The sequence below is a fragment of the Sphingobium sp. JS3065 genome (assembly GCF_026427355.1).
Lineage (GTDB): Bacteria > Pseudomonadota > Alphaproteobacteria > Sphingomonadales > Sphingomonadaceae > Sphingobium.
Window position 1 is genome coordinate 777,967 of sequence record NZ_CP102664.1, and the last position, 25,721, is coordinate 803,687.

General features: G+C 62.2%; 25 protein-coding genes, 1 tRNA gene and 2 pseudogenes. 20 read left to right on the plus strand and 8 right to left on the minus strand.

The features are described 5' to 3' along the window. Positions 1 to 4 precede the first annotated feature (4 nt). Together NUH86_RS03810 and NUH86_RS03815 are read right to left on the minus strand one after the other, a co-directional pair. Positions 5 to 163 carry a hypothetical protein gene (locus tag NUH86_RS03810; RefSeq protein WP_267251357.1) on the minus strand — a complete coding sequence of 53 codons (159 nt, stop codon included), beginning with the start codon at positions 161 to 163 and terminating at the stop codon, positions 5 to 7. Positions 164 to 286: 123 nt separating this feature from the next. After that, on the minus strand, positions 287 to 874 hold the full coding sequence (locus tag NUH86_RS03815; RefSeq protein ID WP_267251358.1) for a TetR/AcrR family transcriptional regulator: 588 nt from the start codon (positions 872 to 874) through the stop codon (positions 287 to 289). A gap of 117 nt (positions 875 to 991) precedes the next feature. On the opposite strand from NUH86_RS03815, the gene NUH86_RS03820 reads away from it, so the two are divergent. The 7 genes from NUH86_RS03820 to NUH86_RS03850 all read left to right on the plus strand — a co-directional run bounded on the left by NUH86_RS03820 (position 992) and on the right by NUH86_RS03850 (position 10,340). Beyond that, positions 992 to 2,146, plus strand: a complete 1,155-nt coding sequence (locus NUH86_RS03820) for an efflux RND transporter periplasmic adaptor subunit (RefSeq protein WP_267251360.1) — start codon at positions 992 to 994, stop codon at positions 2,144 to 2,146. 3 nt (positions 2,147 to 2,149) lie between these two features. Then, a complete protein-coding gene (locus NUH86_RS03825; protein ID WP_267251361.1) occupies positions 2,150 to 5,326 on the plus strand; it encodes an efflux RND transporter permease subunit in 3,177 nt (1,058 codons plus the stop codon). A gap of 2 nt (positions 5,327 to 5,328) precedes the next feature. Further along, positions 5,329 to 6,732 carry an efflux transporter outer membrane subunit gene (locus NUH86_RS03830; RefSeq protein WP_267251362.1) on the plus strand — a complete coding sequence of 468 codons (1,404 nt, stop codon included), beginning with the start codon at positions 5,329 to 5,331 and terminating at the stop codon, positions 6,730 to 6,732. Positions 6,733 to 6,812: 80 nt separating this feature from the next. Then, positions 6,813 to 7,298, plus strand: a complete 486-nt coding sequence (locus NUH86_RS03835) for a methylated-DNA--[protein]-cysteine S-methyltransferase (protein ID WP_267251363.1) — start codon at positions 6,813 to 6,815, stop codon at positions 7,296 to 7,298. Between the two features lie 176 nt (positions 7,299 to 7,474). Beyond that, the gene (locus NUH86_RS03840; protein WP_267251364.1) at positions 7,475 to 7,798 is read left to right on the plus strand and encodes a GMC oxidoreductase; all 324 of its coding nucleotides are present in this window, start codon (positions 7,475 to 7,477) and stop codon (positions 7,796 to 7,798) included. A gap of 41 nt (positions 7,799 to 7,839) precedes the next feature. Continuing rightward, a complete protein-coding gene (locus tag NUH86_RS03845) occupies positions 7,840 to 8,814 on the plus strand; it encodes an apramycin biosynthesis protein (RefSeq protein ID WP_267251365.1) in 975 nt (324 codons plus the stop codon). Between the two features lie 92 nt (positions 8,815 to 8,906). Beyond that, positions 8,907 to 10,340: an aldehyde dehydrogenase family protein gene (locus tag NUH86_RS03850; protein ID WP_267252027.1), complete on the plus strand. Its 1,434-nt coding sequence runs from the start codon at positions 8,907 to 8,909 to the stop codon at positions 10,338 to 10,340. 96 nt (positions 10,341 to 10,436) lie between these two features. Here the strand turns inward: NUH86_RS03850 and NUH86_RS03855 are convergent, their stop codons facing one another. From NUH86_RS03855 to NUH86_RS03865, 3 genes and pseudogenes are all read right to left on the minus strand, one after another. Then, positions 10,437 to 11,072, minus strand: coding sequence for a 3-oxoacid CoA-transferase subunit B (locus tag NUH86_RS03855; RefSeq protein ID WP_267251366.1), 636 nt, complete (start codon positions 11,070 to 11,072; stop codon positions 10,437 to 10,439). Between the two features lies 1 nt (position 11,073). Further along, a pseudogene (locus NUH86_RS03860) lies at positions 11,074 to 11,756 on the minus strand (CoA transferase subunit A). A 10-nt stretch (positions 11,757 to 11,766) separates the two neighbouring features. Then, positions 11,767 to 12,232 (minus strand): annotated as a pseudogene (locus NUH86_RS03865) (SDR family NAD(P)-dependent oxidoreductase). 158 nt (positions 12,233 to 12,390) lie between these two features. Here NUH86_RS03865 and NUH86_RS03870 point away from each other — a divergent pair. The 13 genes from NUH86_RS03870 (at position 12,391) to NUH86_RS03930 (ending at position 24,426) form a co-directional block, all read left to right on the plus strand. After that, positions 12,391 to 12,648, plus strand: a complete 258-nt coding sequence (locus NUH86_RS03870) for a hypothetical protein (protein WP_267251367.1) — start codon at positions 12,391 to 12,393, stop codon at positions 12,646 to 12,648. Positions 12,649 to 12,650: 2 nt separating this feature from the next. Then, positions 12,651 to 13,094, plus strand: coding sequence for an acyl-CoA thioesterase (locus tag NUH86_RS03875; RefSeq protein ID WP_267251368.1), 444 nt, complete (start codon positions 12,651 to 12,653; stop codon positions 13,092 to 13,094). Between the two features lie 586 nt (positions 13,095 to 13,680). Then, positions 13,681 to 14,139 (plus strand): hypothetical protein, encoded by a 459-nt coding sequence (locus NUH86_RS03880; protein WP_267251369.1) that lies wholly within the window; start codon positions 13,681 to 13,683, stop codon positions 14,137 to 14,139. Positions 14,140 to 14,891: 752 nt separating this feature from the next. Next, positions 14,892 to 15,551 carry an HK97 family phage prohead protease gene (locus NUH86_RS03885; RefSeq protein ID WP_267251370.1) on the plus strand — a complete coding sequence of 220 codons (660 nt, stop codon included), beginning with the start codon at positions 14,892 to 14,894 and terminating at the stop codon, positions 15,549 to 15,551. Positions 15,552 to 15,553: 2 nt separating this feature from the next. Further along, complete coding sequence (locus NUH86_RS03890; RefSeq protein ID WP_267251371.1) at positions 15,554 to 16,768, plus strand: phage major capsid protein; 1,215 nt, start codon at positions 15,554 to 15,556, stop codon at positions 16,766 to 16,768. A gap of 119 nt (positions 16,769 to 16,887) precedes the next feature. After that, entirely contained in the window at positions 16,888 to 17,157 is a 270-nt protein-coding gene (locus NUH86_RS03895; RefSeq protein ID WP_267251372.1) for a GTA-gp10 family protein, read from the plus strand. Positions 17,158 to 17,187: 30 nt separating this feature from the next. After that, a protein-coding gene (locus tag NUH86_RS03900) for an IS3 family transposase (RefSeq protein ID WP_267249175.1) occupies positions 17,188 to 18,359 on the plus strand; the annotation gives its coding sequence in 2 pieces (ribosomal slippage) (positions 17,188 to 17,452 and positions 17,452 to 18,359; 1,173 coding nt in all). Positions 18,360 to 18,468: 109 nt separating this feature from the next. Then, a complete protein-coding gene (locus tag NUH86_RS03905; RefSeq protein WP_267251373.1) occupies positions 18,469 to 18,978 on the plus strand; it encodes an HK97-gp10 family putative phage morphogenesis protein in 510 nt (169 codons plus the stop codon). After that, the gene (locus tag NUH86_RS03910; RefSeq protein WP_267251375.1) at positions 18,978 to 20,834 is read left to right on the plus strand and encodes a hypothetical protein; all 1,857 of its coding nucleotides are present in this window, start codon (positions 18,978 to 18,980) and stop codon (positions 20,832 to 20,834) included. Before NUH86_RS03905 ends, NUH86_RS03910 begins: the two co-directional genes overlap by 1 nt. After that, complete coding sequence (locus NUH86_RS03915) at positions 20,831 to 21,535, plus strand: hypothetical protein (RefSeq protein WP_267251376.1); 705 nt, start codon at positions 20,831 to 20,833, stop codon at positions 21,533 to 21,535. The genes NUH86_RS03910 and NUH86_RS03915 overlap by 4 nt, the downstream gene beginning before the upstream one ends. A gap of 275 nt (positions 21,536 to 21,810) precedes the next feature. Beyond that, on the plus strand, positions 21,811 to 22,488 hold the full coding sequence (locus NUH86_RS03920; protein WP_267251377.1) for a hypothetical protein: 678 nt from the start codon (positions 21,811 to 21,813) through the stop codon (positions 22,486 to 22,488). A 122-nt stretch (positions 22,489 to 22,610) separates the two neighbouring features. Then, the gene (locus NUH86_RS03925; RefSeq protein WP_267251378.1) at positions 22,611 to 23,147 is read left to right on the plus strand and encodes a hypothetical protein; all 537 of its coding nucleotides are present in this window, start codon (positions 22,611 to 22,613) and stop codon (positions 23,145 to 23,147) included. Between the two features lie 175 nt (positions 23,148 to 23,322). Continuing rightward, entirely contained in the window at positions 23,323 to 24,426 is a 1,104-nt protein-coding gene (locus NUH86_RS03930; protein WP_267251379.1) for a tyrosine-type recombinase/integrase, read from the plus strand. Between the two features lie 10 nt (positions 24,427 to 24,436). On the opposite strand, the gene NUH86_RS03935 is transcribed toward NUH86_RS03930, so the two are convergent. The 3 genes from NUH86_RS03935 to nth form a co-directional block, all read right to left on the minus strand. Next, positions 24,437 to 24,513, minus strand: a tRNA-Arg gene (locus tag NUH86_RS03935). A 74-nt stretch (positions 24,514 to 24,587) separates the two neighbouring features. Further along, the gene (locus tag NUH86_RS03940) at positions 24,588 to 24,971 is read right to left on the minus strand and encodes a hypothetical protein (protein WP_267251380.1); all 384 of its coding nucleotides are present in this window, start codon (positions 24,969 to 24,971) and stop codon (positions 24,588 to 24,590) included. Between the two features lie 97 nt (positions 24,972 to 25,068). Continuing rightward, positions 25,069 to 25,719, minus strand: a complete 651-nt coding sequence (gene nth, locus NUH86_RS03945) for an endonuclease III (protein WP_267251381.1) — start codon at positions 25,717 to 25,719, stop codon at positions 25,069 to 25,071. Between the last annotated feature and the right edge of the window lie 2 nt (positions 25,720 to 25,721).

The following is a 25,721-nucleotide window of genomic DNA, read 5'->3' on the forward strand; positions in this document are numbered from 1 at the left end:
GGTGTCAGGCGGGGGCAAGGGCCGCTTGCTCCAGCAACTGACTGTACAAGCGGACATATTCCAGATGGATTGCGCGGATTTCCGGATTTCGGGATCGGGCCGCCAGCCTGCGGTTGCGATCAAGTCGTGCCTCGAAATAGCTGCGATCGAACGACGCGCTCATGCTCAATTTCTGACTCCCGGATGATTTGGGAGCGAGAATGCTTCGCCGTGGCGGAAAGTTGCTGCGGCGCACCTGGATTTTTGCCGCGACGCGACAGAATGGACTAAAGGCGCGGCGTGTCGATCAGTGCATTGCGCGGAGCGCGGCGACGATCATGAAAGCGGCCTGTGGGGCCATGCGTTCGGCGCTGATGCGCGGCCCCGACAGGCTACGATGGGCCATGCCGAAAAGGCATGCAAGGATGATCTCCTCTGCGCTTTTCAGCGCTTCGCCGGAAAGGTTCGGATTGGCGACGCAGGCAAAATCGCTCAGCGACTTGCGCAGACTCTGGCACATCTCCGTGATGGAGCCGCTCACCTGTTCATTGCGGAACGCCTCCGCCAATATGTCGAAGGACAAGGCTTCGTGCCCATTGTTCATGACTTTCAGCAGCAGCAGCTCGAAAGTTCGCTCGATGCTGATCTCTCCCGCATCCAGGCGAGCTCTAAGGTTTATGATCATCGCCGCGCGTTCGCGCGTGTCGCTCTTCACTATGGCTTCGATGATGTCTTCCTTGCCCTTGAACAGGCGGTATATCTGGCCCACGGATACATGGGCGGCGGCGGCCAGTTCCGCCATTGCGCTCTGGTGAAAACCGTGGGCGGTGAACAGATCGCGGGCCGCGTTCAATATGCGGTCTCGGGCAGTCTGTTCATGCTGCAATGCAATCAAAAATCTTCACCCTGGCTTTTTTTACCCTTGAACAAATTGTGGCATGTTCCTACCTGCGGCGCAAGCGGAATGAACGTTCATTCCGATGACCGCTTTAGGGAAACGGAGCACCGGCCGATGCAAAAGGGGATATTCGTCGGACTGCTCGCCTGCGCGTCGGCCCTGGCTGGCTGCGGCCAGCAGGAGGCATCGCCGCCGCCGCCGCCCGCGGTCGGTGTCGTCAAGGTGACGGAAGAGACCGTTCCCCTCGTCACCGAGCTTCCAGGGCGTATCGCGGCTGTGGAAACCGCCGAAGTCCGGCCGCAGATCAGCGGCGTCATCCGGCGCCGACTGTTTACGGAGGGCGCCCCGGTGAGGGCTGGCCAATTGCTCTATGAGATTGAGGATGCTCCCTATCGCGCAGCCGTGAGTCAGGCGCAGGGTTCGCTGGCGCGGGCGCAGGCGTCGATCCGGGCCACGGCATTGCAGGCGCAGCGCTACAAGGAACTGGTCGGGATCAACGCCGTCAGCCGGCAGGAGGCCGACAACGCCGCCGCAGCCGCCCAACAGGCGAGCGCGGATGTCGCGGCGCAACGGGCGGCGGTGCAGGCCGCTCAGGTGAACCAGGATTTCACGCGGATACGGGCGCCGATTTCCGGACGCATAGGCCGTTCGCTGTTCACGCCGGGCGCCCTGGTGCAGGCGGGGCAGGCCGGTGCGCTGGCGACGATCCAGCGGACCGACATCGTCTATGTCGACGTGACTCAGTCCGCCGCGCAGATCATCGATCTCAAGCAGGCGATGCAGGCGGGCGGCGTCAGCGCGGCGGACGGGGCGCGGGTGCGGTTGCTGTTGCCCAACGGCAGCGTCTATCCGGTCGAGGGGAGGCTGCAATTTTCTGAAGTGACGGTCGATCCCAGTTCGGGCGCGGTGACCCTGCGCGCCACCTTCGCCAATCCGGACGGCCTGTTGCTGCCGGGCATGTATGTCCGCGCCAAGCTGGTCGAGGGGCAGCGCAGCCGGGCGATCCTGGCGCCGCAGCAGGGCATATCCCGCGACGCGCGGGGCCGGGCCACCGCCATGGTCGTGGGGGCAGGCGACAAGGTCGAATTGCGTCAGGTTGAAACCGACCGGGCCGTGGGCGACAAATGGATCGTCACCAATGGGCTGAAGGTGGGCGACAGGCTGATCGTCGAGGGGCTGGTGAACCTGCGTCCCGGAACGGTCGTGAAGCCGCGCGCGCCGGAACAGGTGACGGCCCGGAATCAGGCCGACGCCCGCGGGACGAAATAAGCCATGGCCCGTTATTTCATCGACAGGCCCATCTTCGCATGGGTCATCGCCATCGTCATCATGCTGGCCGGTGTGCTGGCGCTGCGGTCGCTGGCCGTCGCCCAGTTTCCCCAAATCGCGCCGCCCGCAGTGGTGGTGACCACCAGCTATCCCGGCGCTAACGCCGAAACGCTGGAAAGCACGACAACGCAGATCATCGAACAACAGCTCAAGGGCATCGATCATCTCCGTTATTTTGCATCGAGCAGCGATTCCGCCGGCAACCTGACCATCACCCTGACTTTCGAACAGGGCACGGACGCCGACATCGCGCAGGTGCAGGTGCAGAACAAGCTGGCGCAGGCGACTCCGCTCCTGCCGCAGGAAGTGCAGCAGCAGGGCCTGCGCGTCACCAAGTCGTCCTCCACTTTCCTGATGGTCATGGCCGTCTATTCCGAAGACGGCATTCACGATCAACTGGATGCGGGCGACTTCGTCGCCTCCACGCTCCAGGATCCGATCAGCCGCGTCGACGGCGTGGGCGACACCCAGTTACTCGGCGCGCAATATGCGATGCGCATCTGGCTCGACCCCTATAAGATGGCCAATCTGGGCATCGCCACGGGGGACGTGAAATCGGCCATCCGGGCGCAGAATGCGCAGGTTTCGGCGGGGCAGATCGGTGGTACGCCCTCGCCCAGGGGACAGGCGTTGAACGCGACGGTGACGGCGCAGTCGCGGTTGAAGACGCCCGAAGAGTTCCGCCAGATCAGATTGCGTGACAATGGCAATGGGTCCGTCGTCCATCTGTCGGATGTCGCCAGGGTCGAGATGGGCGCGGAGACCTACAGCTTTGCGGCGAAGTTCAACGGCCACCCCGCCGCCGGTTTCGCCATCAGGCTGGCACCCGGCGCCAATGCGCTGGATACCGTCGAAGGCGTCAAGAGCCAGGTCGCCGAACTGTCCAAATCCTTTCCGCCTTGGGTCAAATATGATTTCCCGGTCGACAATTCGACCTTCGTGAAGCTGTCGGTGGAACAGGTCATCAGCACCCTGTTCGAGGCGATACTGCTTGTCTTCGTGGTGATGTTCGTGTTCCTGCAAAACTGGCGCGCCACGTTGATCCCGACTATCGCGGTGCCGGTGGTGCTGCTGGGGTCGTTCGCCGTCCTCTATGTGGCAGGCTTCACCATCAACACGCTGACCCTGTTCGGCATGGTGCTGGCGATCGGCCTGCTGGTGGACGACGCCATCGTCGTGGTCGAAAATGTCGAGCGCATCATCCAGGAGGAAGGACTCAGTCCGAAGGAAGCCGCGAAAAAGTCGATGGATGAAATCAGCGGCGCGCTGATCGGCATCGGCCTGGTGCTTTCGGCGGTGTTTCTGCCCATGGCGTTCTTCGGCGGGTCGACCGGCGTGATCTTCCGCCAATTTTCCATCACCATCGTTTCCGCGATGGTGCTGTCGGTGCTGGTGGCGTTGATTTTGACGCCCGCGCTTTGCGCGACGATATTGCGGCCAAGGGGGCACAGCCATATCTGGACCGGCTTTTTCGGTTCGCGCTTCGGCCGTTTCTTCGATTGGTTCAACCGGACCTTCGACCGCAGCGTCGTCCGTTATGGCAGGTCGGTGGAAAAGGTCGAGCGCCGCTGGGGCCGAACGATGCTGGTCTATGGGCTGATCGTGATCGGCATGGGTCTGGTCTTCCTGCGCCTGCCGGGCGGTTTTCTGCCCGACGAGGATCAGGGGGTCATCATCAACCAGGTGTCCCTGCCGACCGGATCGACGCTGGAGGAAACGGAACGGACCCTGGCCAGGGTGCGCGATCATTATATGATCGATGAAAAGAAGAATGTCGCGGCCGTCTTCACCATTGCGGGTTTCGGTTTCGTGGGGCAGGGGCAGAATGTCGGCATCGTCTTCGTCCGGATGAAGGACTGGTCCAAACGCAAGGGCAGGGACAATAATGTATCGGCCATCGCGCTCCGCGCCAATGGCGCCTTCCGCAAGATTTCCGCCGGTATGGCGATCGCCTTCGTGCCGCCCGCCGTCCAGGAATTGGGCAATGCGACCGGTTTCGACTTCCAGCTCGTGGACCGGGGCAATCTGGGCCATGACAAGATGGTGGAGGCGCGCAACCAGTTGCTGGGCATGGCTATGGCCGACAAGCGGCTGGCGCAGGTGCGGCCCAATGGCCTGGAAGATACGCCGCAGATCAAGCTGAACGTGGATCAGGCGGCGGCGGGCGCGCTGGGCATTGCCCAGTCCGACGTCAACGACACGATCAGCACTGCGATGGGCAGCAGCTATATCAACGACTTCATCGATCGTGACCGGGTGAAGCGCGTCTATGTGCAGGCCGATGCGCCCTTCCGCACCGCGCCTGATTCAATTGGCGCGCTGCATGTGCGGGGCAGCGGTGGCGCGATGGCGCCGATATCCTCCTTCGCGACCACCGAATGGATATATGGTCCGGCCAAGCTGGAGCGCTTCAACGGCGTGCCGTCGATGCAGATCATGGGCGCGCCCGCGCCGGGCGTTTCGACCGGCAAGGCGATGGAGGCGATGGAGGAAATGGCCGCCAAGCTGCCCGCGGGCGTCGGATATGAATGGAACGGCATTTCCTATGAGGAAAAGACCTCTGGCGGGCAGGCGCCGGCACTCTATGCGCTGTCGATGCTGATCGTCTTCCTGTGCCTGGCCGCGCTGTATGAAAGCTGGTCGGTGCCGATCGCGGTCATGCTGGTGGTTCCGTTGGGCGTGTTCGGCGCGGTGCTGGCGGCGATGCTGGCTGGACTCAACAACGACATCTACCTTCAGGTCGGCCTGATCACGACGATCGGCGTGTCGGCCAAGAATGCGATCCTGATCGTGGAATTCGCCGAGGAAAAGATGCGGGCAGGCCTGCCGCCTGCGCAGGCGGCGTTGGAGGCGGGCAAGCTGCGTCTGCGCCCGATCCTGATGACCAGCTTCGCCTTCATCTTCGGCGTGCTGCCGCTTGCGGTGGCGAAGGGGGCGGGTGCGGGCGGTCAGAACGCCATCGGCACGGCCGTGGTCGGCGGCATGCTGGCTGCGACGGTACTCGCCATCTTCTTCGTGCCGGTCTTCTTCACCGTGGTGAAGCGGTTGTTCCGCGAATATCATGGTCGGGATGAAGGTGGGCATGAGGGGAGCGCTCCGCTGGCGCCCCAGGAGGCATGAGGATGGACAGGATCAAGCTCTTCCCGGCCGCTGCTCTCGCGTTGACGCTTGCGGCCTGCGACATGGCGCCCAAATATGTGCGACCCGCGCTGCCCGTGCCGGAATCCAGCCCGCAAGGGCCGGCCTATGCCGTGGGCGACGGGCAGGCGATCGTTCCGGCCGACACTGGCTGGAAGGATTTCTTCGTCGATCCCCGCCTCGTCCGGGTGATCGAAACGTCCCTCGCCAACAATCGCGACCTTCGCGTGGCGCTCGCCAATGTCGAGCAGGCGCGGGCGCAATATAAGGTTCGGCGAGCGGATATCTTTCCAACACTTGGCGCCAATGGCGGCGCGACCTATCAGGATCAGCCCTTCGCCCAGCAGGGCGTGTCGGGGCGCACGGACATCTACACCGCTTCGGTCGGCGTGTCGGCCTGGGAAATCGACCTGTTCGGGCGGGTGCGCAACCTGACCAAGGCGGCGCAGGAGCAATATTTCGCCTCGGTCGAGAACCGCAACGCCGCGCAGACCGCGCTTATCGCGGAGGTGGCCAATGCCTGGCTCAGCATGGCGGCGGATCAGGAGCGGTTGAAGATCGCGCGCGATCTGGAACAGGCCTTTGGCCAGACGCTGAACCTCACCAGGGCGCGCTTTGCGAAGGGGATCGCGTCGGAACTGGAAGTGCGGCAGGCGCAGACCAGCCATGACCAGGCGCGATCCGACATCGCCCAGGCGACGACCCTGGTGGCGCAGGACCAGAATGCGCTGAACCTGCTGGCAGGGGGGACCGTGCCCGCCGAAGACCTGCCGACGGCAATGCCGGAGGGGGATGTGACGCTGGCCAATCTACCGTCCGACCTGCCCTCCGCGGCTTTGCTGCGCCGCCCCGACATCATGGCGGCTGAGCATCAATTGGCGGCCGCCAATGCCAATATCGGCGCGGCACGGGCGGCTTTCTTTCCCAATATATCGCTGACGGCCGCATTCGGGACGATCAGCCTGGGCCTTTCCAACCTGTTCAAGTCGGGCAGCGATTATTGGTCCGTTGCCCCATCGGCCAGCCTGCCGATCTTCGATTTCGGGCGCAACCAGGGCAACCTGCGTTATGCGCGGGCGACCTACGACGCCATGGTCGCGACCTATGAAAAGAGCGTGCAGACCGGCTTTCGCGAGGTGGCCGATGCCCTGGCCCGTCGCGGCACGATGACGGCGCAGGTGGAGGCTCAGACATCCTTGCGGGATTCGGCGCGGGTCGGCTATCGCCTGTCCGAAGCGCGGTTCAAGGCAGGCGTGGACGCCTTCCTGACCACGCTGGATGCGCAACGTACGCTCTACGGCGCGGAGCGAAGCCTGGTCGCGACGCGACTTACGCAGGCGACGAACATGGTCGAACTGTATCGCGCCATGGGCGGCGGCCTGCGATAATCCTTGACCGCAAGGACCGGGAAGGCGGCCTTGTTGTCATGCTCTATGCTGACGCCGTCATCTGGTGGAAAGGATGGGGCATGAATTACATATATCGGACGATGGCCTCTCCCGTCGGTGAACTGACACTGGTGGCGAGTGAAGCGGGGCTGGCGGCGGTCCTGTGGGAAAAGGACGACCCCAGGCGCGTTCGCCTGGAGCCGCGGGTCGAGAGCGGCGATCACCCCTTGCTGGATGCGGCCGGGCGGCAGCTAGGCGAATATTTCGCCGGATACCGGCAGGTGTTCGACCTGCCGCTCGATTTCAAGGGCACGGATTTCCAGAAAAACGTCTGGGCGGCCCTGCTGACCATCCCTTTCGGCGAAACGCGCAGCTATGCGGATATTGCGCGCCAGATCGGAAAGCCTTCCGCCTGCCGGGCCGTCGGGGCCGCGAATGGGCGCAATCCGATTTCGATCATCGCCCCCTGCCACCGCGTCGTGGGCGCCAACGGGGCGCTGACGGGGTTCGCCGGTGGGTTGAAAGCCAAGCAATATCTGCTTGGATTGGAAGGACGACCGTTCTGACAGCCATTGGAAAATGGCGCATCCGGGAGGATGGGAACCTCCACCCTTTGCCTTCGGAGCGACATTGGGCTCGAAGCGCGGGCGGCGAGCCGGATTAAGCATCCGCCTTGTCACGCCATCCTACCTGGCCTGTCCAGCAGCCATCCTCTCCACCAGTTTCCCAATTGGATAGCAAAATGGCCCGAACGATAGCGTCGCAGGATGCGCTTTCGGAATTAGTCGTGGCGGAATTGCGCCCGGGGGCATCGGTTTCGTCCGATGAGGAGATAAGGGAATATATAAGGCAAAGCGGCCAGACGTCCTATCATCCGATCGGCACTTGCAAGATGGGACATGACGATCTGGCGGTGGTTGATGATCAGTTGCGTGTCAGGGGGATCGAGGGGCTTCGGATTGTCGATGCCTCGATCATGCCGACCATGCCGTCCCCGAATAGCAACGCGGCTGCCCTGATGATCGGGGAGAAGGGGGCCGATCTTATTCGCCAGGCGGCGGCGTAAGGCCGCTCCCATCACGCATTCCAAATCCCGGAGAGGTTCACTTGGCAGAGATCGTTCAGCGTTGCGAAAAAGCAATATCGCTCGGCCTGGGATGGCTTGTCGGCCGCGTATCGGAGAAGGGCGAGCTTGAAGGCAGCGAGAACGTTTTGTTCGGCTATTACAAGTCCCTCCTGACATTCACAGTTGCCGGCCGCTATCTGGAGGCGGAGCGCGTTGCGCATAAGATCAAACGGTACTTCTACAAGGACGGCCTGTTCGGCGGCGAACAATATCCGGCTGCAGCGGTCGGCCCGATCTACCGGGATTCGTGGCTGACCTGGGGGGCGCATCTTGCCGGGCGCTATGACATGTCGGTTCCGGCGGTGAACGCGATCCGCGGGCAGCTTTGCAAGATCACGGGCGCCGTTCTGGCCGACGGATCGGGACCGACTATCGATATCGGCTTGACCTGCTGCGCCCTGACGGCGCTTCTCGCGGCGGGGAAGAGCGATGAGGTCATGAAGGAGGCCGAACTGGTTCGCGCGCTTGTCGAAGATCAGCCTGAACACGAAAAGGCCTTTTATTTTCGGTGGTCGGCTGAGGGCGGATTCATAAAACCGGCCGCCGATGAGGATGGAAAGGCGTGGACGATCCAGCGGGCGGAAGGCGGGCAGATCTACTGGTATCTTGGGTATTCGCTCGCGCTCATGGCCCAGATGTATCGGCTGACGGGCGAACGCAAATGGATCGATGCGGCGGACAAGCTGCTGGCGTTCGTGAACGGCTGTCATCCCGGAATATTTGCGTCGACCTCCAACGGCAAGATCGCCTGGGGCTGCGCGGAGATATTCCTGTTGACCGGCGATACGCGATTCAGGGATGCTTCGGCGCGCATGACGGCATGGATCTGCGACGTGCAGGCGAAGGATGGCCGATGGTTCAGATCGCCCGACCAGACGATCCCCGTCGCGTTCGACGCCACATTCGAGCGCGTCTTCTATCTCAGTCGGATCGCGCGGGCTCTCCAGCCGCAATAGGATGAATGCAATCCGGCGCGCAGCCCGGCAATGTCCGGGGGCATGCAGCCGGGGCCGCCGGCTTTTGCCGGGGATATGGGAGAACGGCCGTGGTGAAACTCAAAGACGTCTATCCGCTCTATCTCAACAACAGAGCGGTGCAGCCGAATGCCGACCTGGCGGTGACCGACAAGTTCACCGGCGAGGTCGCTTTTCGCACCGCGCTTGCGACCGTGGACATCATTGCAGAGGCCATCGCGGGCGCGGTGCGCGCCGCCGAGCCGATGGCGCGGCTGGCGAGCTTCGAAAGGCGCGACGTGCTCACCCATTGCGTCACGCGCTTTCAGGAGCGCTTCGACGAACTCGCCTATGCTTTGTGCGTCGAGGCAGGCAAGCCGATCGCCGACAGCGAGGGGGAGGTCAGCCGGTTGATCGACACCTTCCGCATCGCCGCCGAAGAAACCGTGCGCAACTATGGCGAGATACAGCCGCTCGACATTTCAGCCCGCGCCAAGGGCTATATGGGGATGTGGAAGCGCGTGCCGATCGGCCCATGCAGCTTCATCTCGCCATTCAACTTCCCCCTCAACCTCGCGGCGCACAAGATCGCCCCGGCCATCGCCATCGGGTGCCCCTTCGTGATGAAGCCCGCGTCGCTCACCCCCCTGGGCGCGATCATCATGGGAGAGGTGCTCGCGGAGTGCGATATCCTGCCTGAGGGCGCGTTCAGCATTCTGCCTGCATCGCGTGCGGGCGCCGACCTGTTCACCACCGACGACCGGCTGAAGCTGCTCAGCTTCACGGGTTCACCGGCTGTCGGCTGGGATTTGAAGGCGCGGGCAGGCAAGAAGAAGGTCGTGCTCGAACTCGGCGGCAATGCGGCGGTCGTCGTCGACAAGGACGCTGACCTCGACCATGCGCTCGCGCGGATTATCTTTGGCGGCTATTATCAATCGGGACAAAGCTGCATCCATGTGCAGCGCGTGATCATCCACGAGGATATTTACGACACGTTCCGCGACATGCTCACCGTGAAGGTCAAGGCGCTGAAATCGGGCGATCCCAAGCTTCGCGACACGTTCATCGGGCCCATGATCTCGGTCAGCGAGGCCCAGCGGCTGAAAGGCTGGATCGACGATGCGGTTGCCGCAGGCGCGACCTTGCTCGCAGGCGGCGGGTGCGAGGGCAATATGCTCGAAGCCGCCTTGCTGGAAGACGTTCCCGGCAACACCGACCTGGTGCGCGAGGAAGCTTTCGGCCCGGTGGTCATTCTTTCGAAATTCACCGACTGGGCGGCTGCGCTCGCCGAGGTCAACGACAGCAAGTTCGGGCTTCAGGCGGGCCTGTTCACGCGAGACATCCACAAGGTGCTCGACGCATGGGATCATCTCGACGTCGGCGGCATCGTCGTCAACGACGTGTCGAGCTACCGCGTCGACAACATGCCCTATGGCGGGGTCAAGGACAGCGGACTGGGTCGGGAAGGCGTGCGCTTCGCGATCGAGGATATGAGCGAAATCCGGAACCTGGTGATCCGGCGAAACTGACCGGATCATGGCCGGTCGAAGCTATGGGCGCGATCCGGGGCTATCGCCCCGGCATCGCTGTTCCCATGGCAGACGGCCGGTTCATGCACCGAAGGCTTATATCGTGTAATCCGCTTCGGTGAGGGCGCGGACCTGATCGGGATCGACGCCGGGCGCGCATTCGATCAGGCGGAAGCCGCTGCTCCGGTTCTCACGCGAAAAGACGGCAAGATCGGTTATCAACATGTCGACGACTCCCGACCCGGTCAAGGGCATGGTGCAGCTCTTGCGGAATTTCGGCGTTCCGTCGCGCGCGACATGATCCATGACCACGATGATGCGCCGGACGCCCGCGACGAGATCTATCGCGCCGCCCATGCCCTTCACCATTTTTCCCGGAACCATCCAGTTGGCGATGTCGCCATTTTCCGCGACCTCCATCGCGGTGAGGACCGAAAGGTCGATATGACCGCCGCGGATCATGCCGAAACTGTCGTCGGAAGACACATAGCTCGTGCCCGCAAGCTCGGTGATGGTCTCCTTGCCGGCGTTGATGATATCGGCGTCGACGTGCGCGGCATCGGGATAGGGGCCAAGGCCCAGCATGCCGTTTTCCGAGTGGAGCGTCACGTCCATGCCGGCGGGTATATTGTCGGCGACCAGCGTAGGAATGCCGATGCCAAGATTGACGTAGAAGCCGTCGCGCAGTTCGCGCGCCGCGCGGGCGGCCATGTCGTTCCGGGTCCAGGGCATGTCAAACCTCCTTGCGCACGATGCGCTTCTCGATGCGCTTCTCGTTCCGTTCGGCAGGTATCAGCCGTTGCACGAAAATGCCGGGCGTGTGGACATGGTCGGGATCGATCGCGCCCGCGGGAAGCAGTTCCTCGACCTCGGCGACCGTGATACGGCTGGATGTCGCCACCATCGGGTTGAAGTTGCGCGCTGTCTTGCGATAGACGAGATTGCCCTTCTCGTCGCCGCGCCAGGCCTGACGATGGCAAGATCGGCCGTCAGCCCGGTCTCCAGGATATAGCGTTCGCCGTTGAAGATTTTTTCTTCCTTGCCGTCGGCCACGATCGTTCCGACGCCCGTTCGCGTGCAAAAACCGGCAATCCCCGCACCACCGGCGCGGAGCCGCTCGGCAAGCGTGCCCTGCGGATTGAATTCAAGTTCGAGAGCGCCGGTCAGATACTGGCGCTCGAACTCCTTGTTTTCTCCGACATAGGAGGAGATCATCTTGCGCACCTGCCGGTTCTGGAGCAGCAGGCCCAGGCCGAAATCAATGACGGTGAGATCCTTGACGCCGCTTCGGCGGATCTCGTGGAACAACGTTTCCGGAATGCCACAGAGGCCAAAACCCCCGGCGGAGATGGTCATCCCGTCAAAGAGCAGGCCCGAAAGGGCGTCACCGGCTGTATCGTAAAGTTTTCTCGCCATGTCGTTGGACTCACAAGCTGCTGAGGAGGTGGCCGCCGTCGACCTCGATGACCGAACCGGTCATATAGGAGGCGGCATCGGAGGCGAGGAGGAGGAGCGGTCCGTCGAGATCGCTCAAATTTCCAAGGCGGCGCTGGGGAATGCGCTTGATCATGGCCTGTCCGGCGTCATTCTGGAAGAAGCCGGCGTTGAGGTCGGTGCCGATATAGCCGGGCGCCAGCGCGTTGACGCGGATGCCGAAGCGGGCAAGCTCAAGCGCGGCGTTGGATGACCGCAGCCTTGGATACCGCGTAGGAGGCGATGCCGCCCGCCTGCCTCAGCCCGGTGATCGACGCGATATTGACGATCGACCCGCCTTCTCGGCGCTTCATCCCGCGTGCCGCCACCTGCGTCGCCCGGAACATGCCCTTCACATTGGTGTCGAAGACATCGTCCCAGTCGCTCTCGCGATGATCGAGGAAGGATGCGTCGCGCACGATGCCCGCATTGTTGATGAGAATGTCAGTCGCCTCGATCTCCTACGCGGCCGCATCGATGCTGTCGGCGGAGGCGATGTCGAGGGCGACCGCCCGGCACGTGCCACCGGCAGCGGCGATTTCGGCGGCGACGGTATCGAGGGCGTCAATTCTACCGCGTGCTGCTGCGGATCGGCGACAATCGCGAGTTGCGCCGCCTCTTTCCGTCCGTGGGCATGCATATCATCCACGTCCAATATTCGGCGCCCGACCTCCAGAAGGTGCGGCACCGCGACTATGCCGATATGGCGGCCGCCATCATGAAGAATGACGCGGGTCCGGCGGAGGAGATCGCGCGGCGCCACGTCGACAATGTCCGCACCGCGATTGCCGATTGGCACGCGCGGCGGAACAACGGCCATATGGGAGCGCGCTGATTATGCCCAAACCGGAAAGCTGGCGGCTCGACGCCGCCATTTACCCTGTGCGCGGGGATTTTCAGACGCGGTTCCAGGACCTGGATATCAATGGCCATATCAACAATGTCGCCTTTGCAGCGCTGTTCGAAAGCGGTCGCGTCCTGTTGAATCGGGAGGTGCGCGCATTGACGAACCGGCCATCGAATGAGCGGACGATGGTCGCCGCGCTGGAGATAAACTATCTGGGCGAAGGCAATTTCCCTGATCCAGTCCATATCGCGTCGGGTTTCGGCCGCCTTGGCGGCACGAGCTGGACGATCTTTCAGGCGATGTTCCAAAATGGCCGCGCCATCGCGACCTGCGATACGGTCATCGTATGCCGCACGGACGAGCAGGTCATGCCGTTGCGCTCCGAACTGATAGCCGATCTGACCGCAAGGATGGTCAAGCGGTTTTCGGGGTGAGCGAGACTGGCGACAGGGGAGTTGGCCCCATTAACATACCGATTTTACAAGGAGATTTTGGCGCACCCAAGAGGGCTACCTGAACCTCTTGTAATCAAGAACTTACGTTGGATAACCCTGCCAACCCGACCCACGCTGTTCTGCGGGGTTGCGGGGCTGATGGCTAACCTACAAAAGGCGCTCTGCCGCCATAAAATCGGTTCACCGATTCTCTCAATCAAGTCGGCTTTCAGCGCTGATTGTGGGCTCAAAATTGTGCCTACAATCCCGCCCCCTTGCCCCCGCCGGGAAGGCGTCTTTCCAAATGGAAGGCTGATCTCCCTCCCGGTCTCCCGCGCCGCCGCTGCGCGTGGGAGGATGGAAGAGGCTGGGAACCCCGGAAATACGGGGCTGCGGGAGGATGGGAGCGTGCGGGAGCCAAATCCATGAAAGTCCGCGCACGTAGGCGCGCACGCGCGTGCGCATACGCGTGCGCGCGCACATAACTTTCTGACTTTCTGGCTCCCATGCTCCCAACTGCCTCTGAGAACCGCAGAAAACCTTACTTTTATCCTCCCATTTATCCCTCCCATTGAAGGGAAGAAGAATGAAAAGCTCCCAAAAAGAACCTGAGTTTCAGTTTGAAGGCCTGCTGCTGACCACTGGAGCGCCGTCGGACACGTTTCCCAACTTCTACCGCGACCATGTCCGGTATCAGCCGGGGACGCGCCTTGGTGCTGAGCAGCTGAAGGAGGCCTATGAAGCGTGGGCCGACAAGCGAGACTTGCCGACAAGCTCGCCGCGTGAGGTTCGGCGGTTCATGGAGCTGAACGGCCATCGCCACTCGAAGTCGAACACGGTCTTCTATCGTGACGCTGTGCTGGGTGACTTTGCAGGCCAGCCAGTGCCGGCGCGATCGATGCCGCTCGCTGACGGCCGTAAGGTGCGTGAGGCGGTCAGCGTGACGGTCGATGACCTAGACCAGATCATTACCGAGCTTCAGGCCATGCGCGCCCGGATGACGCGCATCAAGGTGTCGCTCACGCCCAAGGGCGCGGGCCGATGAGTGGGCGCGAAGGCGGAGGCCGGGGGGTGGGGCAAAAGTCCAAAGCGGCTGACGCCCTATTACCGCCGCCTCTCTCACGCGCAGATTTTTTTATCGGTGAGCGGGATTTTGACCTCTTTGGTCAGCCTCTTGCCACTCCGCCGCGCCCAGTTGGTCGACCACGTCATGAACCAACCGAAGAAAACAGGTCAAAAGTCAAAGACTTACGTCGCTCCGGTTTGAGGCACGATGAGATAGCGGCGGCTCTCGGCATTTCCGCGCCCACTCTTCGAATGATTTATTTTCAAGAGCTTGGCTCTCTGTCGACCACCGGCCGTCGCCGCGCGGAGCGGGACGCCTCCTGCCAATGATGGACTTAGGCCTGATGATGACCGCTGATCACACCCCGGCAGCATGGGCAGCCGCCATCCCATCGGATCTGAAATTAGTCCTGCTAGCTCTTTGCCATATTGCGCAAGGCCGGGATGAGTTTCACATCGAGGTAGCTGAAGCTGCGCGTCTCACCGGCATGTCAGGCAGGCACATCCGCCCCTGCATCGCCCGCCTGGAGGCCTTGGGGCAGCTTACACGCACGCATGTCGCTCCACATACGATCTTCCGGTTGCACCCCCGTTGATCTGGATTCCATCGCCTGCTATGCCGTCGAAGTCGAAGCGCGGGGACCGCGCTGCTGACCCTCTGCCAAACGCGGGGACCGCGCAAGGCGACGGCTTGTCGAAACGCCCATTGGGGCGAGCTGTCGGACTATGCGCATGACATTTCCCATATCCATCACGAGTCTTGATGATGCTGGCACCCTCATCGGTGTCGCAGCATTTGATGACGGGCTGCTAGATCGCAATCTCCGCCGTTATGCGGCCGGAGCTTTCGACAAGTCCTTAGCTGAGCATCGCCAGCGCGGCACAATGCCAGCGATGCTCTTGTTCCACGACATGAGCCGCCCCGTAGGGGCATGGCAAGCGATCGAAGCGAAGGGCAACGCGCTCCATGTGCGTGGCCGTATTGAGCGATCGACGGCTGACGGCGCAGAGGCTTACGCCTTGGTGAAAGCGAAGGCCATCCAGAGCCTTTCGACCGGCGCGCTTCATGAGAAAACCGAACCTGTCCGCTCAAAATCTCGTGAGGCGGGCGATCGTGCGGGCGAGTTGATTACCGAAGCTGATCTTCTGGAGATCAGTCTTGTCGCCATACCAGGCAACAAGAACGCAAACATCATTCACGTCAATTCCATCAGCGGCCCTGCCGCGATCGAGGAAGTCTTGAAGGCTGGAGGCCTTTCCGGGCGCAAAGCTAAGATCGCCGCGAGCGCCGCATGGCAGGCCATCCAGACGCCAGATGAACGGCGCGACGATGCGCTGACTACCATCCTCTCCAGCGCCAGCAGCAAACTGGCCCGTTTCAAAAAGGACTGAACATGAGCGAAATCGAAACCCTGCTGCGCGAGCATACCGATAATGTCGACGCGGCCCTCTCCGGCTTCGAAGGCCAGATTGCCTCAATCAACGACGCGGTGCAGGCCTTGCAGCGCTCGCAGAGCCAGCAGCCGCACCGTCCTGCCGCTGCGCGCGGGGGCAGCATTGTCCCGCCCGGCGCGCTAGCCACTTCCGGCGTCGACCTCACTGCCGGCTTCGGCTTGGCGGATGCGCGGAACCTGAGCTTCACCGACGACGCCCGCAAAGAACTTGCCAACATCATGCGCGGCGTCTCCACCTCCGCCATGCGCGAGGGTAACGATCCCGACGGCGGCTATCTGGTTCCGGAGGTCATCAGGAATCAGATCGAAGCCTTGGTTCTGCGCCAATCGCCCATTCGCCGAGTAGCGCGCGTGGTCGATTTCACCGAAAGCCCCAAGGTTGTGCTGCCGGTGAACATGCGCGGTGCGACCGCTGGCTGGGTCGGGGAAGGCGATGAGCGCACCGAAACGGATACGCCCGAGCTGGCAGCGGTAACGCCTCCGGGCGGCACCCTCTATGCGCTGCCGAGCGCTTCGGAAGAGGTTGTCGATGACGCCATCGTCAATCTTGAGCAGTTCCTTGAGGAGAATGTTGTCGACGCCTTCGCGGAAAACGAAAGCGAGGCTTTCATTCGGGGCAACGGCATTAAGAAGCCAGCTGGATTTCTCGCGCCGGATCGAGTGCCCACTGCCGATGTGGACGGCACTCGCCCGCTTGGCACGCTCCAGTATATCCCGACCGGCGAAGCCGCGCTGCTGGGCGACGATATGGTGTCAACGTTGGTTGCCATGGTCTTCAGCCTCAAAGCCGGATATCGTCAGGCTCCCGGTGTGTCCTGGCTCGGGTCCACTGATGTGATCGCCGCCTTGGCGCGGTTGAAGGACGCAGACGGACGGCCGCTCTACATCCCATCCCTACAAGAAGGAGTTCCCGGCCGCCTGCTCGGCTTTCCTGTTCTCGAAGCTGAGCACATGGATGAGGTGGCAGCCAACGCGTTTCCGCTTGCCTTCGGCAACTGGCAGCGCGGCTATGTTATTGGCGACCGGACCCGCCTTAACGTGCTGCGCGATCCCTACACCACCAAAGGCCAGATCAAGTGGTACTTCCGCAAGCGCGTCCATGGCGCGGTTCTGAATAGCGAAGCGCTGAAGGTGCTGAAGGTCGCGGCCGCTTAAAGCCGCCAACAGTTGCGCGGCGCTCAGCAGGCGTCGCGCAACGCAGCTTCCTGAAAGGAAAAAACATGAGTGGAATACCTCGCAAAAAGCCCAGCGTAGCTGAGCGCCCTGCTCCCAAAGTGCTGCAACATACGCTCGCTGGCAAAGAGTGGACGTTCTATTTCGGCGTAAACGAAATCTGCGAAATCGAGCAGGCGCTAGGCAAGGGCGTCGGCGCGATGCTCCGTGAGATGCAGGGCGATCTTTCGATCAGCATGATGGCGGCCATCCTAAAAGCGGGCCTGCGGGACAGCGAGGGCAACGCGGCCGACGAAGCGACGGTGCGAGCCTTTCTCACCGGTGCGGGCGTGAAGGCTGAGGTGGTGCCGGAAATTCGGACAGGGTGTTAAGCTCATCCCGACCTGAAGGAATGGACGGGAATGAAGACGACGAGAAAGCGCTACAGCGCAGAGTTCAAGGCGAAGGTTGCGATGGAGGCGATCCGGGGCGATCTGACGCTGGCCGAACTGGCAGCGAAGCATGGCATCCACCACACGATGATCGGGGCATGGAAGCGACAGGCGATGGATGGGATGGCCAGCCTGTTCGATAATGGCGATCAGAGCTCGAAGGCTGCCAGTGAGGCGGAAATCGAGAAGTTGCATGCCAAAATCGGGCAATTGCTGGTGGAAAGGGATTTTTTGGCGAAAGCCTCCGGTCGATGAGCGTGGCCTGGAGGCGATCGAAGATCGAGCCAGCACACCAGCACCTGTCGATCGCGATGCAGTGCCGCCTGCTGTCGATCAGTCGGTCGTCCTATTACTACACGCCGGTGCCGGAAACCGACGAGACGCTGGCGCTGATGACGGTGATCGACGAGACGTTCATGGAATGCCCGTGGTACGGTAGCCGGCAGATGGCGCGGCATTTACGGCGTCTGGGCCATGCGATCGGCCGTCGCCGGGTCCGGCGGCTGATGGCGAAGATGGGGCTGGCGGCAATTTACCAGCGCCCTCGCACGAGCGATCCGCATCCCGAGCATCGGATTTATCCCTATCTGCTGCGCAATCTGGAAATCACGCGCCCCAACCACGTCTGGTGCGCGGACGTGACCTATCTGCCCATGCGCCGGGGCTTCCTGTATTTGGTCGCCATCATGGACTGGGCAAGCCGCAAGGTGCTGGCCTGGCGGCTATCGAACACCATGGATGCCGGCTTTTGCGTCGAGGCCCTGGAGGAGGCGCTGGCCCGTTTTGGTAAGCCCGATATCTTCAATACCGATCAGGGCAGCCAATTCACCAGCAATGCCTTCACCGGTGTGCTGCGCGCAGCCGAGATCAGGATCAGCATGGACGGCCGGGGACGCTGGATGGACAATGTCTTCATCGAACGGCTCTGGCGGTCTGTGAAGTACGAATGCGTCTATCTGCACGCCTTCGAGACCGGATCTGAACTGCGTGCCGGCCTTGGCCGATGGTTCGCCTATTATGACAACCATCGTCCTCATTCACGCCTTGCGGGCAAAACCCCAGGCGAGGCATATGGGCAAATCGGCGCTTCAAATCATGGGGGGCATGCCCCCCATGATTTGATCACCCAAATGGCGGCATGAACGACAACCGGAATGAGCTTAACTTAACCGCCAAACTGTCCAAGAAGACGGCACCACCTCAGGCCGTTGCTACCAGCACTGCCGAGCAAGTTTCGCGGGTGCTTGGCGGATGAAGATCAAAGTCCAGGGCCTGAAGGAACTGGACGCCGCCCTGGGACAGTTGCGCACCAAAGCAATGGCACGAGGCGTAATCAAGCGCGCCCTCATCGAAGCGGCCAAGCCAATGCACCAGCAGGCGCAGGAAGCCGCACCAGGCCGCGCCGATCCGAACGAGGTCATCACCTACGGCAAGGGCGACAATCGCCGGGTGCGCCAGCCTGGGACGACACAAGCCCTCGTCCAAATAGGGGATCGGCTCACGAAGCGGCAGGCGGGCCAAGCGCGCAAGGCGGGAAAGAGCTTCGTGGAAATCTATGTCGGCACCCGCGACGCGAAAGCGCATTTCGAGGAGTTCGGATCGGCCAATCAGCCGCCCCATCCTTTCCTGCGCCCAGCCTATGACAGCGAAGCGGAGCCGACGATCCGCCGCTTTGTCGGCACCCTGACAAACGAGCTGGAAAAGGTAGCCGTGCGCGAAGCCCGCAGGACGGCCCGCCTCGCAAAGAAAGGAACATCGTAATGGCATCCACCAAGATCGGGGCGATGCGTATCGACATCGGTGCCGACAGCGCGCAGTTCGACAAGGCCATGACCGACGTGCAGCGCAATCTCGCAAAGGTCGGCGGGAAGTTCGAAGCCATCGGCTCCAAGACTGCGGACTGGGGCAAGAAGATCACAGCCGGCATCACCCTGCCGATCGCAGGGCTCGCAGTCGCCGCCGTGCAAGGTGCGCAGTCTCAGGCCGCCGCGATGGCGCAGGTCGAGGCGGCGATCACATCGATGGGCAACCAGGCGAAGCTATCGGGCGACGCGCTTTCAAGCTTCGCGGATCAGCTTGAGCTCAAGAGCCTGTTCGATGCCGATGAGATCCTCAAATCATCGACGGCCAATCTTCTGACCTTCGGCAATATAGCAGGCGACACGTTCCTGAAGGCGCAGCAGGCAGCGGTGGACCTGGCAACCCGCATGGGCGGCGACCTCCAGGGGGCGACGATCATGGTCGGCAAGGCACTCAATGATCCGGTCAAGGGCCTGACCGCACTGTCACGCGCGGGCATCCAGTTTACCGAGCAACAAAAGGCCCAGATAAAGGCCATGCAGGAGGGTGGCAACATTGCCGGAGCGCAGGCGATCATGTTGGGCGAGCTCAACAAACAGTTCGGTGGAGCGGCAGAGGCGGCGGCAAAGGCCGATCCCATGCGGGAGGTCATGGTGAAGCTAGGGCAGGCTGGCGATGTTATCGGCGAAAAGCTTGTGCCGATCATCCCTGTGGTGACCGAAGCGATCGGCAAGGCGCTGGACGCGTTCACGGCGCTCTCGCCAGAGATGCAACAAACCGTCGTCATCGGCGGCGGAATCGCTGCCGCGTTCGGACCTGCGCTGCTGGCAATCGGTGGGCTGGCAACCGGCGTGGGCAAGGCAATCCCGCTGTTGAGCAGCCTTGCGCCGGTGATCCTCACTGTGGTCAAGGCGATGGCCGCGTTCGCCCTGACGCCTGTCGGCGCCGTCATCACCGGAATCGCGGTCGCCGTTGGCGCGGTCTATCTGGCTTGGAAGAATTGGGACAAGATCACCGCGATCGCCGCCAACCTCTACAATGGCGTGAAGACCTGGATAGTCGATAAGCTGGGCGCGGTCTGGACCTGGCTCGATGGCAAGTTGAAGGCCGTGGGGCAGTGGTTCTTCAATCTCTATGATGCCGTTGTCGGGCACAGCTACATTCCCGATATGGTTGATGAGATTGGCGACCACATGCGACGGCTTCAGCATGAGATGGTCGACCCGGCCGAGAAGACCACGAAGACCACGGCTGAAAAATTCCGGGACATGGCAGGCGAGATCAGCGGGATCATGGACGGCCTCTATCCCGAGACTGCGGCGCTTCGCGGCGAGCTCGAAAAGCTGGCCGTTCTGGAATCCGACCGCAAGACGCCTCTTCCCGCGCTGATGCGGCAGCGCCAGATCGTCGCGGATGCGGCTGATCGGTCGCGGCAGGAGCAGCTCGGCGGAACGCTGGAAAAGTCACCGGGCGCGCTCGATGACGCCTGGGCCAGTGTGCAGCGGACGACGCAAGGGATCGGCGATCAGATGCAAGTCGATCAGGAGATGCAGGATCGCTTCCGGGACAATTTCCGCGGCGCCTTCAGCGACGGCATTCACGCGGCGCTCAATGGTGATTTGAAAGGGCTCTTCAAAAGCTGGATTGCCGACACGGCGGCGCGCGGCCTCCAGACGGCGATCGACAGCATCGGCAATGCCCTGGCGCGTATGTTCTCCGGCGGCGGGGGCGGTGGATCGGGTGGCATTCTGGGCGGCCTGCTGAGGATGGGCGGCACCTTCGCAGGGGGCGGGGCATCGCGGATCGAGCTGGCATGAGCGCGTCGAACTTCCTTCACCAGGGCGAGGCGGTTCATTTGTCGGCCGATGGGGCCACCTACCTAGACGACGGCACGGTGCTTTCGTTTGGATCGAAGATTCGCACACTCCCGGCGCAGGGCGTGGCCTATGTGCAGCGCGGCGCAACGGGCGGCTGCGAATATATCATCCGCAAGATGCTGGAGAGCCAGCCCGACCTGGACGGTGTGCTGGGCCTGGTGGGTGACGTGCTGCACGACATCCTCGTGATGGCAGCAAGGAGCGCGGTCGATGTTCCTGCCCATCTGCACCACTTCGAGATCAAGCTGGCGGGCTGGTCGCATGAGCGCGAAAGGCTCGAAGGCTGGTATGTGGCATCCACGGCAGACAATGAGAGCGGCGGGCAATATGCCGACTATGAGCCCTATGTGCCGCGCTACATTGGGGTGTCAGACTTCGGCCCGAACGCCGGGCAGGATGTGAACGCGCTGCTAGGACTGCCTGACAGGCCCACCTTTGCTGACGTGCAGGCGCTCGATCCGGGCAAGGCGATGCTGGCCCTCTTGCAGCGCCAGCGCGCAACCGCCTACAATTTCACCAACATGACGGCGCAGCATATCGTCGGCGGCTTCGCGGAAATGGTGACGATCACTCAGAAGGGAATGACGCGGCAGCGGCTGCACACCTGGCCGGATAGAGTGGGGGCAAAAATATGCCCCTGAGCTGCTAAGCCAATGCCTTGTCGATCAGCTGGCGGATTGCTTCAGGCCGGGAGGGGCGTGGCTCTTCCTGGCCTTCAATCCATTGGTCGAGGGCAGCGAGCTGATGGGGCTGGAGGCGCACTTGAATAGGCAAGCCGACCCCCGTGGGTTTCGGCCCTCGTTTCTTTGGTTGCACGGTTTCTTGACCAGCCATAGAAACCCTGCTACCAGAGTTTCGAGCCGAGGGGAAGTTGGCGCTTCCCACCCGGCTCTAACCATCGGCACGGAGCTTACCCATGTCTCAGGCTAATGCCGCCCGTATCACGGGCGATACAATTTTTGCACCCGGCAAATCTGACCATTCTGCCGTCTCCCGCCGCGCGGCGCTGACCGCCCTAGCTGTCGTCCCTGCGGTCGCAGTCGCCGGCACCCTCCCGGCGCAGGCCGCGCCCGATAACTGGACGCTGGCTGTTCGCGCATACCGCGCCGCTGAGGCGGCCTATCATGGTCATTTGGCGAACGTCTGGTACCCGCTTCTGGAGAAGGTTGAAAAGCGCTGTGGCCCTCCTCCCTCCTTATCGGTGACGATCGAGCGGCCGAACGGTCGCCCGGATACTTTCGTCTATCGGCCCGCGCAGCCGGATGCATGGATGTGGCATCCAACCGTCGCCGGCCGCGCAGCGGGCGAGAAGCTGACTGCCGAATGGGCCGAGTGGCACGAGCGCGATGCCCGGACCAAGGACCAGTTCGGCTTCGATGCCGTCGATGACGAGGATAAGCGGCTCTATGCCTGCGTCGATGAGGCGCGGGATCGCTTGATGCTGACGCCTGCCCCCGACGCGGCGGCGGTCCTGATGAAGCTCGAAATCATGTGGGATGATCCGCTGTATGAGCGGAGCGAAGAGAATGAGCGGCTCATCACGCGCGACCTACGATTGCTGGCTGCGCTGGGCGATGCGAGGCGCGCGGCATGATCGCGGGAGCGTCAGCAGCCTGTGGGAGGATGGCTAGTCTCCCCGCCTGCGGCGGGGAGAGGGCGGGAAAACTCTTCCCCTTGCCTGACACTAAAGTGTCTGGTAGGAACCCTGACGCACAAGTGTCAGGTGGCCGCAATATGAATATTTACGATCCCGTTTTCTCCAGCTCGCAGGTCGCTCATGCCGCCGGCATGACAGCGTCCAATTTCCGCGCGCATCTGGCACGCGGCAACTGGCGTATCATCGGGGAGGCTCAGCCTGCGGAGGTGTTTGGCAAAGGGCATCTGTTCACGATCTATGACGCGGTCGGGTTCGCCCTTGCGCACCAGCTCGTGACGCGGGGTGTTGAGCCGAAGCTCGCGTTCGAACTGGCTATGTTCGACTTTGCTCATATCGCTGCCGGACCGTTGCCGGGAACGGAGCTGACGCGCCAGCCGGGAGGTGTCTTTGACCGGGAGCAGGGCTATACGCTCTACGTCTATTGCCCCGGCGCGCAGCGCGGTCAGTGCATAGCTACCGCCGACATTCGAGATGCGGTTGAGCTAATCATTGCGCCAGAAGGTAGCGTCGCTTCGTCTGCGATCATCATCAATCTCAATGATCTTCGTTCCCGCGTGTTCAATGCGCTGGGGCTTGAAGAGCGAGACTATGACTGATGGGGGCGCGGCGAGCCTCCTTCAAGCAAGCGGACGCGACCCGCGCTTTGAGGGCGGCGGCCGCTGCTGGATTGAAGCCGACTGGCTATCGGATCGATCCCGGTGGCGCGATCGTCGTCATGTTTGGCGATGCGGGCGCACGGCCGTCCAACTCTTTCGATGAAATCCAAGGCCTATGAAGCGGCGCTGGCTTCCTGAATGGGTGAGCGAATATCGCGATCGTCACGGGAAGCCCCGCTACAGGTTTCGCCGGAAGGGCTTTGCTGTTTACACGTTCAAGGCGGCACCTGGCACAGAGGCGTTCCGCCAAGAATATCAGGCCTGCCTTGACGGGGTGGCGGCGCCGTCGATCGAGGCCGGGGCTGATCGTGCGCAGCCCGGCAGCTTTGATGATCTCATCTCCCGCTATTATCGCTCTCCCGACTTCCTAAATCCGAGCGAGCGAACGCGCGTGGTTTATCGCGGCGTTATCGAGCGGTGGAGGCAGAGCAAGCCCGGCAAGGGAAAGCGCTATGGTGAAGCCATGGTGCGCGATCTGGAGCCGCGACACGTCGAAAAGATGATGGCGGACATGCTGCCGCATCGGACGGCCGCCAATATGCTCAGGAAGCGTCTGAAGGCGCTTATGCAGTTCGCTATCAGACAGGGGATGGCTAAGACCAATCCCGTCGACCCAACCCGGCCGTTCAAGGTCGAGGGGACAGGTTTCCACACCTGGACCGAAAATGAGATCGCCGCTTATGAGGCCAAGCACCAGCTCGGCACGATGGCGCGGCTCGCTTTCGATCTTTTGCTGTTCACAGGGCAGAGGGGAGGGGATGTGCGCCTGTTAGGACCGGGGCATGTCCGCGACAAGCGGATCACGCTCACACAGGAAAAGACGGGCGTGACCGTCAGCCTCCCGGTCCTGCCCCCTCTCGCAGCTTCAATTTTGGCTACTCCCTCCCGCGCGATGGTATTCATCGTCAATGGGCATGGCCGGCCATTCACCCGGAAAGGCTTCGGCAACAAATTCCGCGACTGGTGCGATGTGGCTGGCTTGTCAGAGTGTAGTGCACATGGGTTGAGGAAGGCCGCCGCGCGTCGCTTCGCTGAAGCGGGATGCAGCAATCAGCAGATAAAATCATGGACCGGCCACACGACGGATAGTGAGGTCGCGCGATACACGGCGGCGGCCGATCAACGGACGCTTTCGGACGAAGCTGGAGAGATGTTGATGGCTAACCTTCGCAAAAGGTTAGCCATTGAAAGTGATAACCTATTGGAAAAGGGCGCATAAATGCGAAGAATGGTGCACCCAAGAGGATTCGAACCTCTGACCTCTGCCTTCGGAGGGCAGCGCTCTATCCAGCTGAGCTATGGGTGCGTGTCGCTGGTGCGAAGGGCCGCTTAGCAAAGGCCCATCGCTCGCGCCAGCACCAAAATCGTCCCAGGCCAAAGTTATTTCGCCATTTTCTGCATCGGCTGGAATTTGCCCAGGCCGCAGCTTGCCCCCTGCTGCAATCCGCCGCCCTGGTAAAGCACGGTGATGATGTCCACCGAACAGAGCTGGGACAGGCTGGTCTTGTAGAGGAAGCGCTTTTCGAATCCCAGGCTGGGGCAGCTATTGGGCAGGGTGTTCCGATAGATTTTCTTGCCGTTCATGATGAAGTCGATCGTGCGGTCGTCGCGGACCTGGGTGGTGCTGATCGACCTGATCTGTACGCAATCGACCGCCTTGCCGACGGGCACCAGATTGTCGGGGGCGGTCTTGGCCAGGGCCGGGGCGGCGGCGCAGGCTAGTGCCGCCGCCAGAGCCAGCCGGTGGGTGAGATAAGCGGACATGACGTGTCTCTCCTTGTGACTACAGGAATGACGGCGCGCTAACGCTTCATCCGTTATTCCGCGTGTTCTAGCATCTTTCGGCTGAACGGCGCGATAATCAGTTCGGGCTTCCGGGCGCAGGCGTCTTGGGCTTGAAGCGGCAGAGGTCGGCGACGATGCAGCGCCAGCATTCGGGCTTTCGCGCCTTGCAGACATAGCGGCCGTGCAGGATCAGCCAGTGATGCGCGTCGCGGCGGAAGGGGCCGGGGACGCCCTTTTCCAGCTTCAGTTCGACGGCCAGCGGCGTTTTGCCAGTCGCCAGTCCGGTGCGGTTGCCGACGCGGAAGATATGGGTGTCGACCGCGAACGTCTCCTGCCCGAAGGCGGTGTTCATGACGACATTGGCCGTCTTGCGCCCGACGCCGGGCAGGGTGGTCAGGATGTCGCGGTCCTGCGGCACTTCTCCGCCAAAATCGCGGACCAGTATTTCCGACAGGGCGATGACATTCTTCGCCTTCGCATTGAACAGGCCGATGGTCTTGATGTGGGTCTTCAGCCCCTCTTCGCCCAGATCGACCATTTGTTGCGGCGTGTGGACTTCGCGGAAGAGGGCGCGGGTCGCCTTGTTGACGCCGACGTCCGTGGCCTGGGCTGACAGGACCACCGCCACCAGAAGCTGATAGTCATTGCCATATTCCAGTTCCGTGCGGGGGGCCGGATTGGCCTCCGCGAGGCGGCTGAAAAAGTCGAATATCTGGGCCTTGTTCACGT

What these genes read in the sequence shown, in the direction of transcription:
- NUH86_RS03940 (WP_267251380.1), bottom strand. Translation starts at nt 24,971, where the DNA reads ATGTCCGCTTATCTCACCCACCGGCTGGCTCTGGCGGCGGCACTAGCC.
- NUH86_RS03825 (WP_267251361.1), top strand. Translation starts at nt 2,150, where the DNA reads ATGGCCCGTTATTTCATCGACAGGCCCATCTTCGCATGGGTCATCGCC.
- NUH86_RS03855 (WP_267251366.1), bottom strand. Translation starts at nt 11,072, where the DNA reads ATGCCCTGGACCCGGAACGACATGGCCGCCCGCGCGGCGCGCGAACTG.
- NUH86_RS03885 (WP_267251370.1), top strand. Translation starts at nt 14,892, where the DNA reads ATGACATTTCCCATATCCATCACGAGTCTTGATGATGCTGGCACCCTC.
- NUH86_RS03930 (WP_267251379.1), top strand. Translation starts at nt 23,323, where the DNA reads ATGAAGCGGCGCTGGCTTCCTGAATGGGTGAGCGAATATCGCGATCGT.
- NUH86_RS03890 (WP_267251371.1), top strand. Translation starts at nt 15,554, where the DNA reads ATGAGCGAAATCGAAACCCTGCTGCGCGAGCATACCGATAATGTCGAC.
- NUH86_RS03905 (WP_267251373.1), top strand. Translation starts at nt 18,469, where the DNA reads ATGAAGATCAAAGTCCAGGGCCTGAAGGAACTGGACGCCGCCCTGGGA.
- NUH86_RS03830 (WP_267251362.1), top strand. Translation starts at nt 5,329, where the DNA reads ATGGACAGGATCAAGCTCTTCCCGGCCGCTGCTCTCGCGTTGACGCTT.
- NUH86_RS03810 (WP_267251357.1), bottom strand. Translation starts at nt 163, where the DNA reads ATGAGCGCGTCGTTCGATCGCAGCTATTTCGAGGCACGACTTGATCGC.
- NUH86_RS03910 (WP_267251375.1), top strand. Translation starts at nt 18,978, where the DNA reads ATGGCATCCACCAAGATCGGGGCGATGCGTATCGACATCGGTGCCGAC.
- NUH86_RS03920 (WP_267251377.1), top strand. Translation starts at nt 21,811, where the DNA reads ATGTCTCAGGCTAATGCCGCCCGTATCACGGGCGATACAATTTTTGCA.
- NUH86_RS03835 (WP_267251363.1), top strand. Translation starts at nt 6,813, where the DNA reads ATGAATTACATATATCGGACGATGGCCTCTCCCGTCGGTGAACTGACA.
- NUH86_RS03915 (WP_267251376.1), top strand. Translation starts at nt 20,831, where the DNA reads ATGAGCGCGTCGAACTTCCTTCACCAGGGCGAGGCGGTTCATTTGTCG.
- NUH86_RS03880 (WP_267251369.1), top strand. Translation starts at nt 13,681, where the DNA reads ATGAAAAGCTCCCAAAAAGAACCTGAGTTTCAGTTTGAAGGCCTGCTG.
- NUH86_RS03875 (WP_267251368.1), top strand. Translation starts at nt 12,651, where the DNA reads ATGCCCAAACCGGAAAGCTGGCGGCTCGACGCCGCCATTTACCCTGTG.
- NUH86_RS03840 (WP_267251364.1), top strand. Translation starts at nt 7,475, where the DNA reads ATGGCCCGAACGATAGCGTCGCAGGATGCGCTTTCGGAATTAGTCGTG.
- NUH86_RS03820 (WP_267251360.1), top strand. Translation starts at nt 992, where the DNA reads ATGCAAAAGGGGATATTCGTCGGACTGCTCGCCTGCGCGTCGGCCCTG.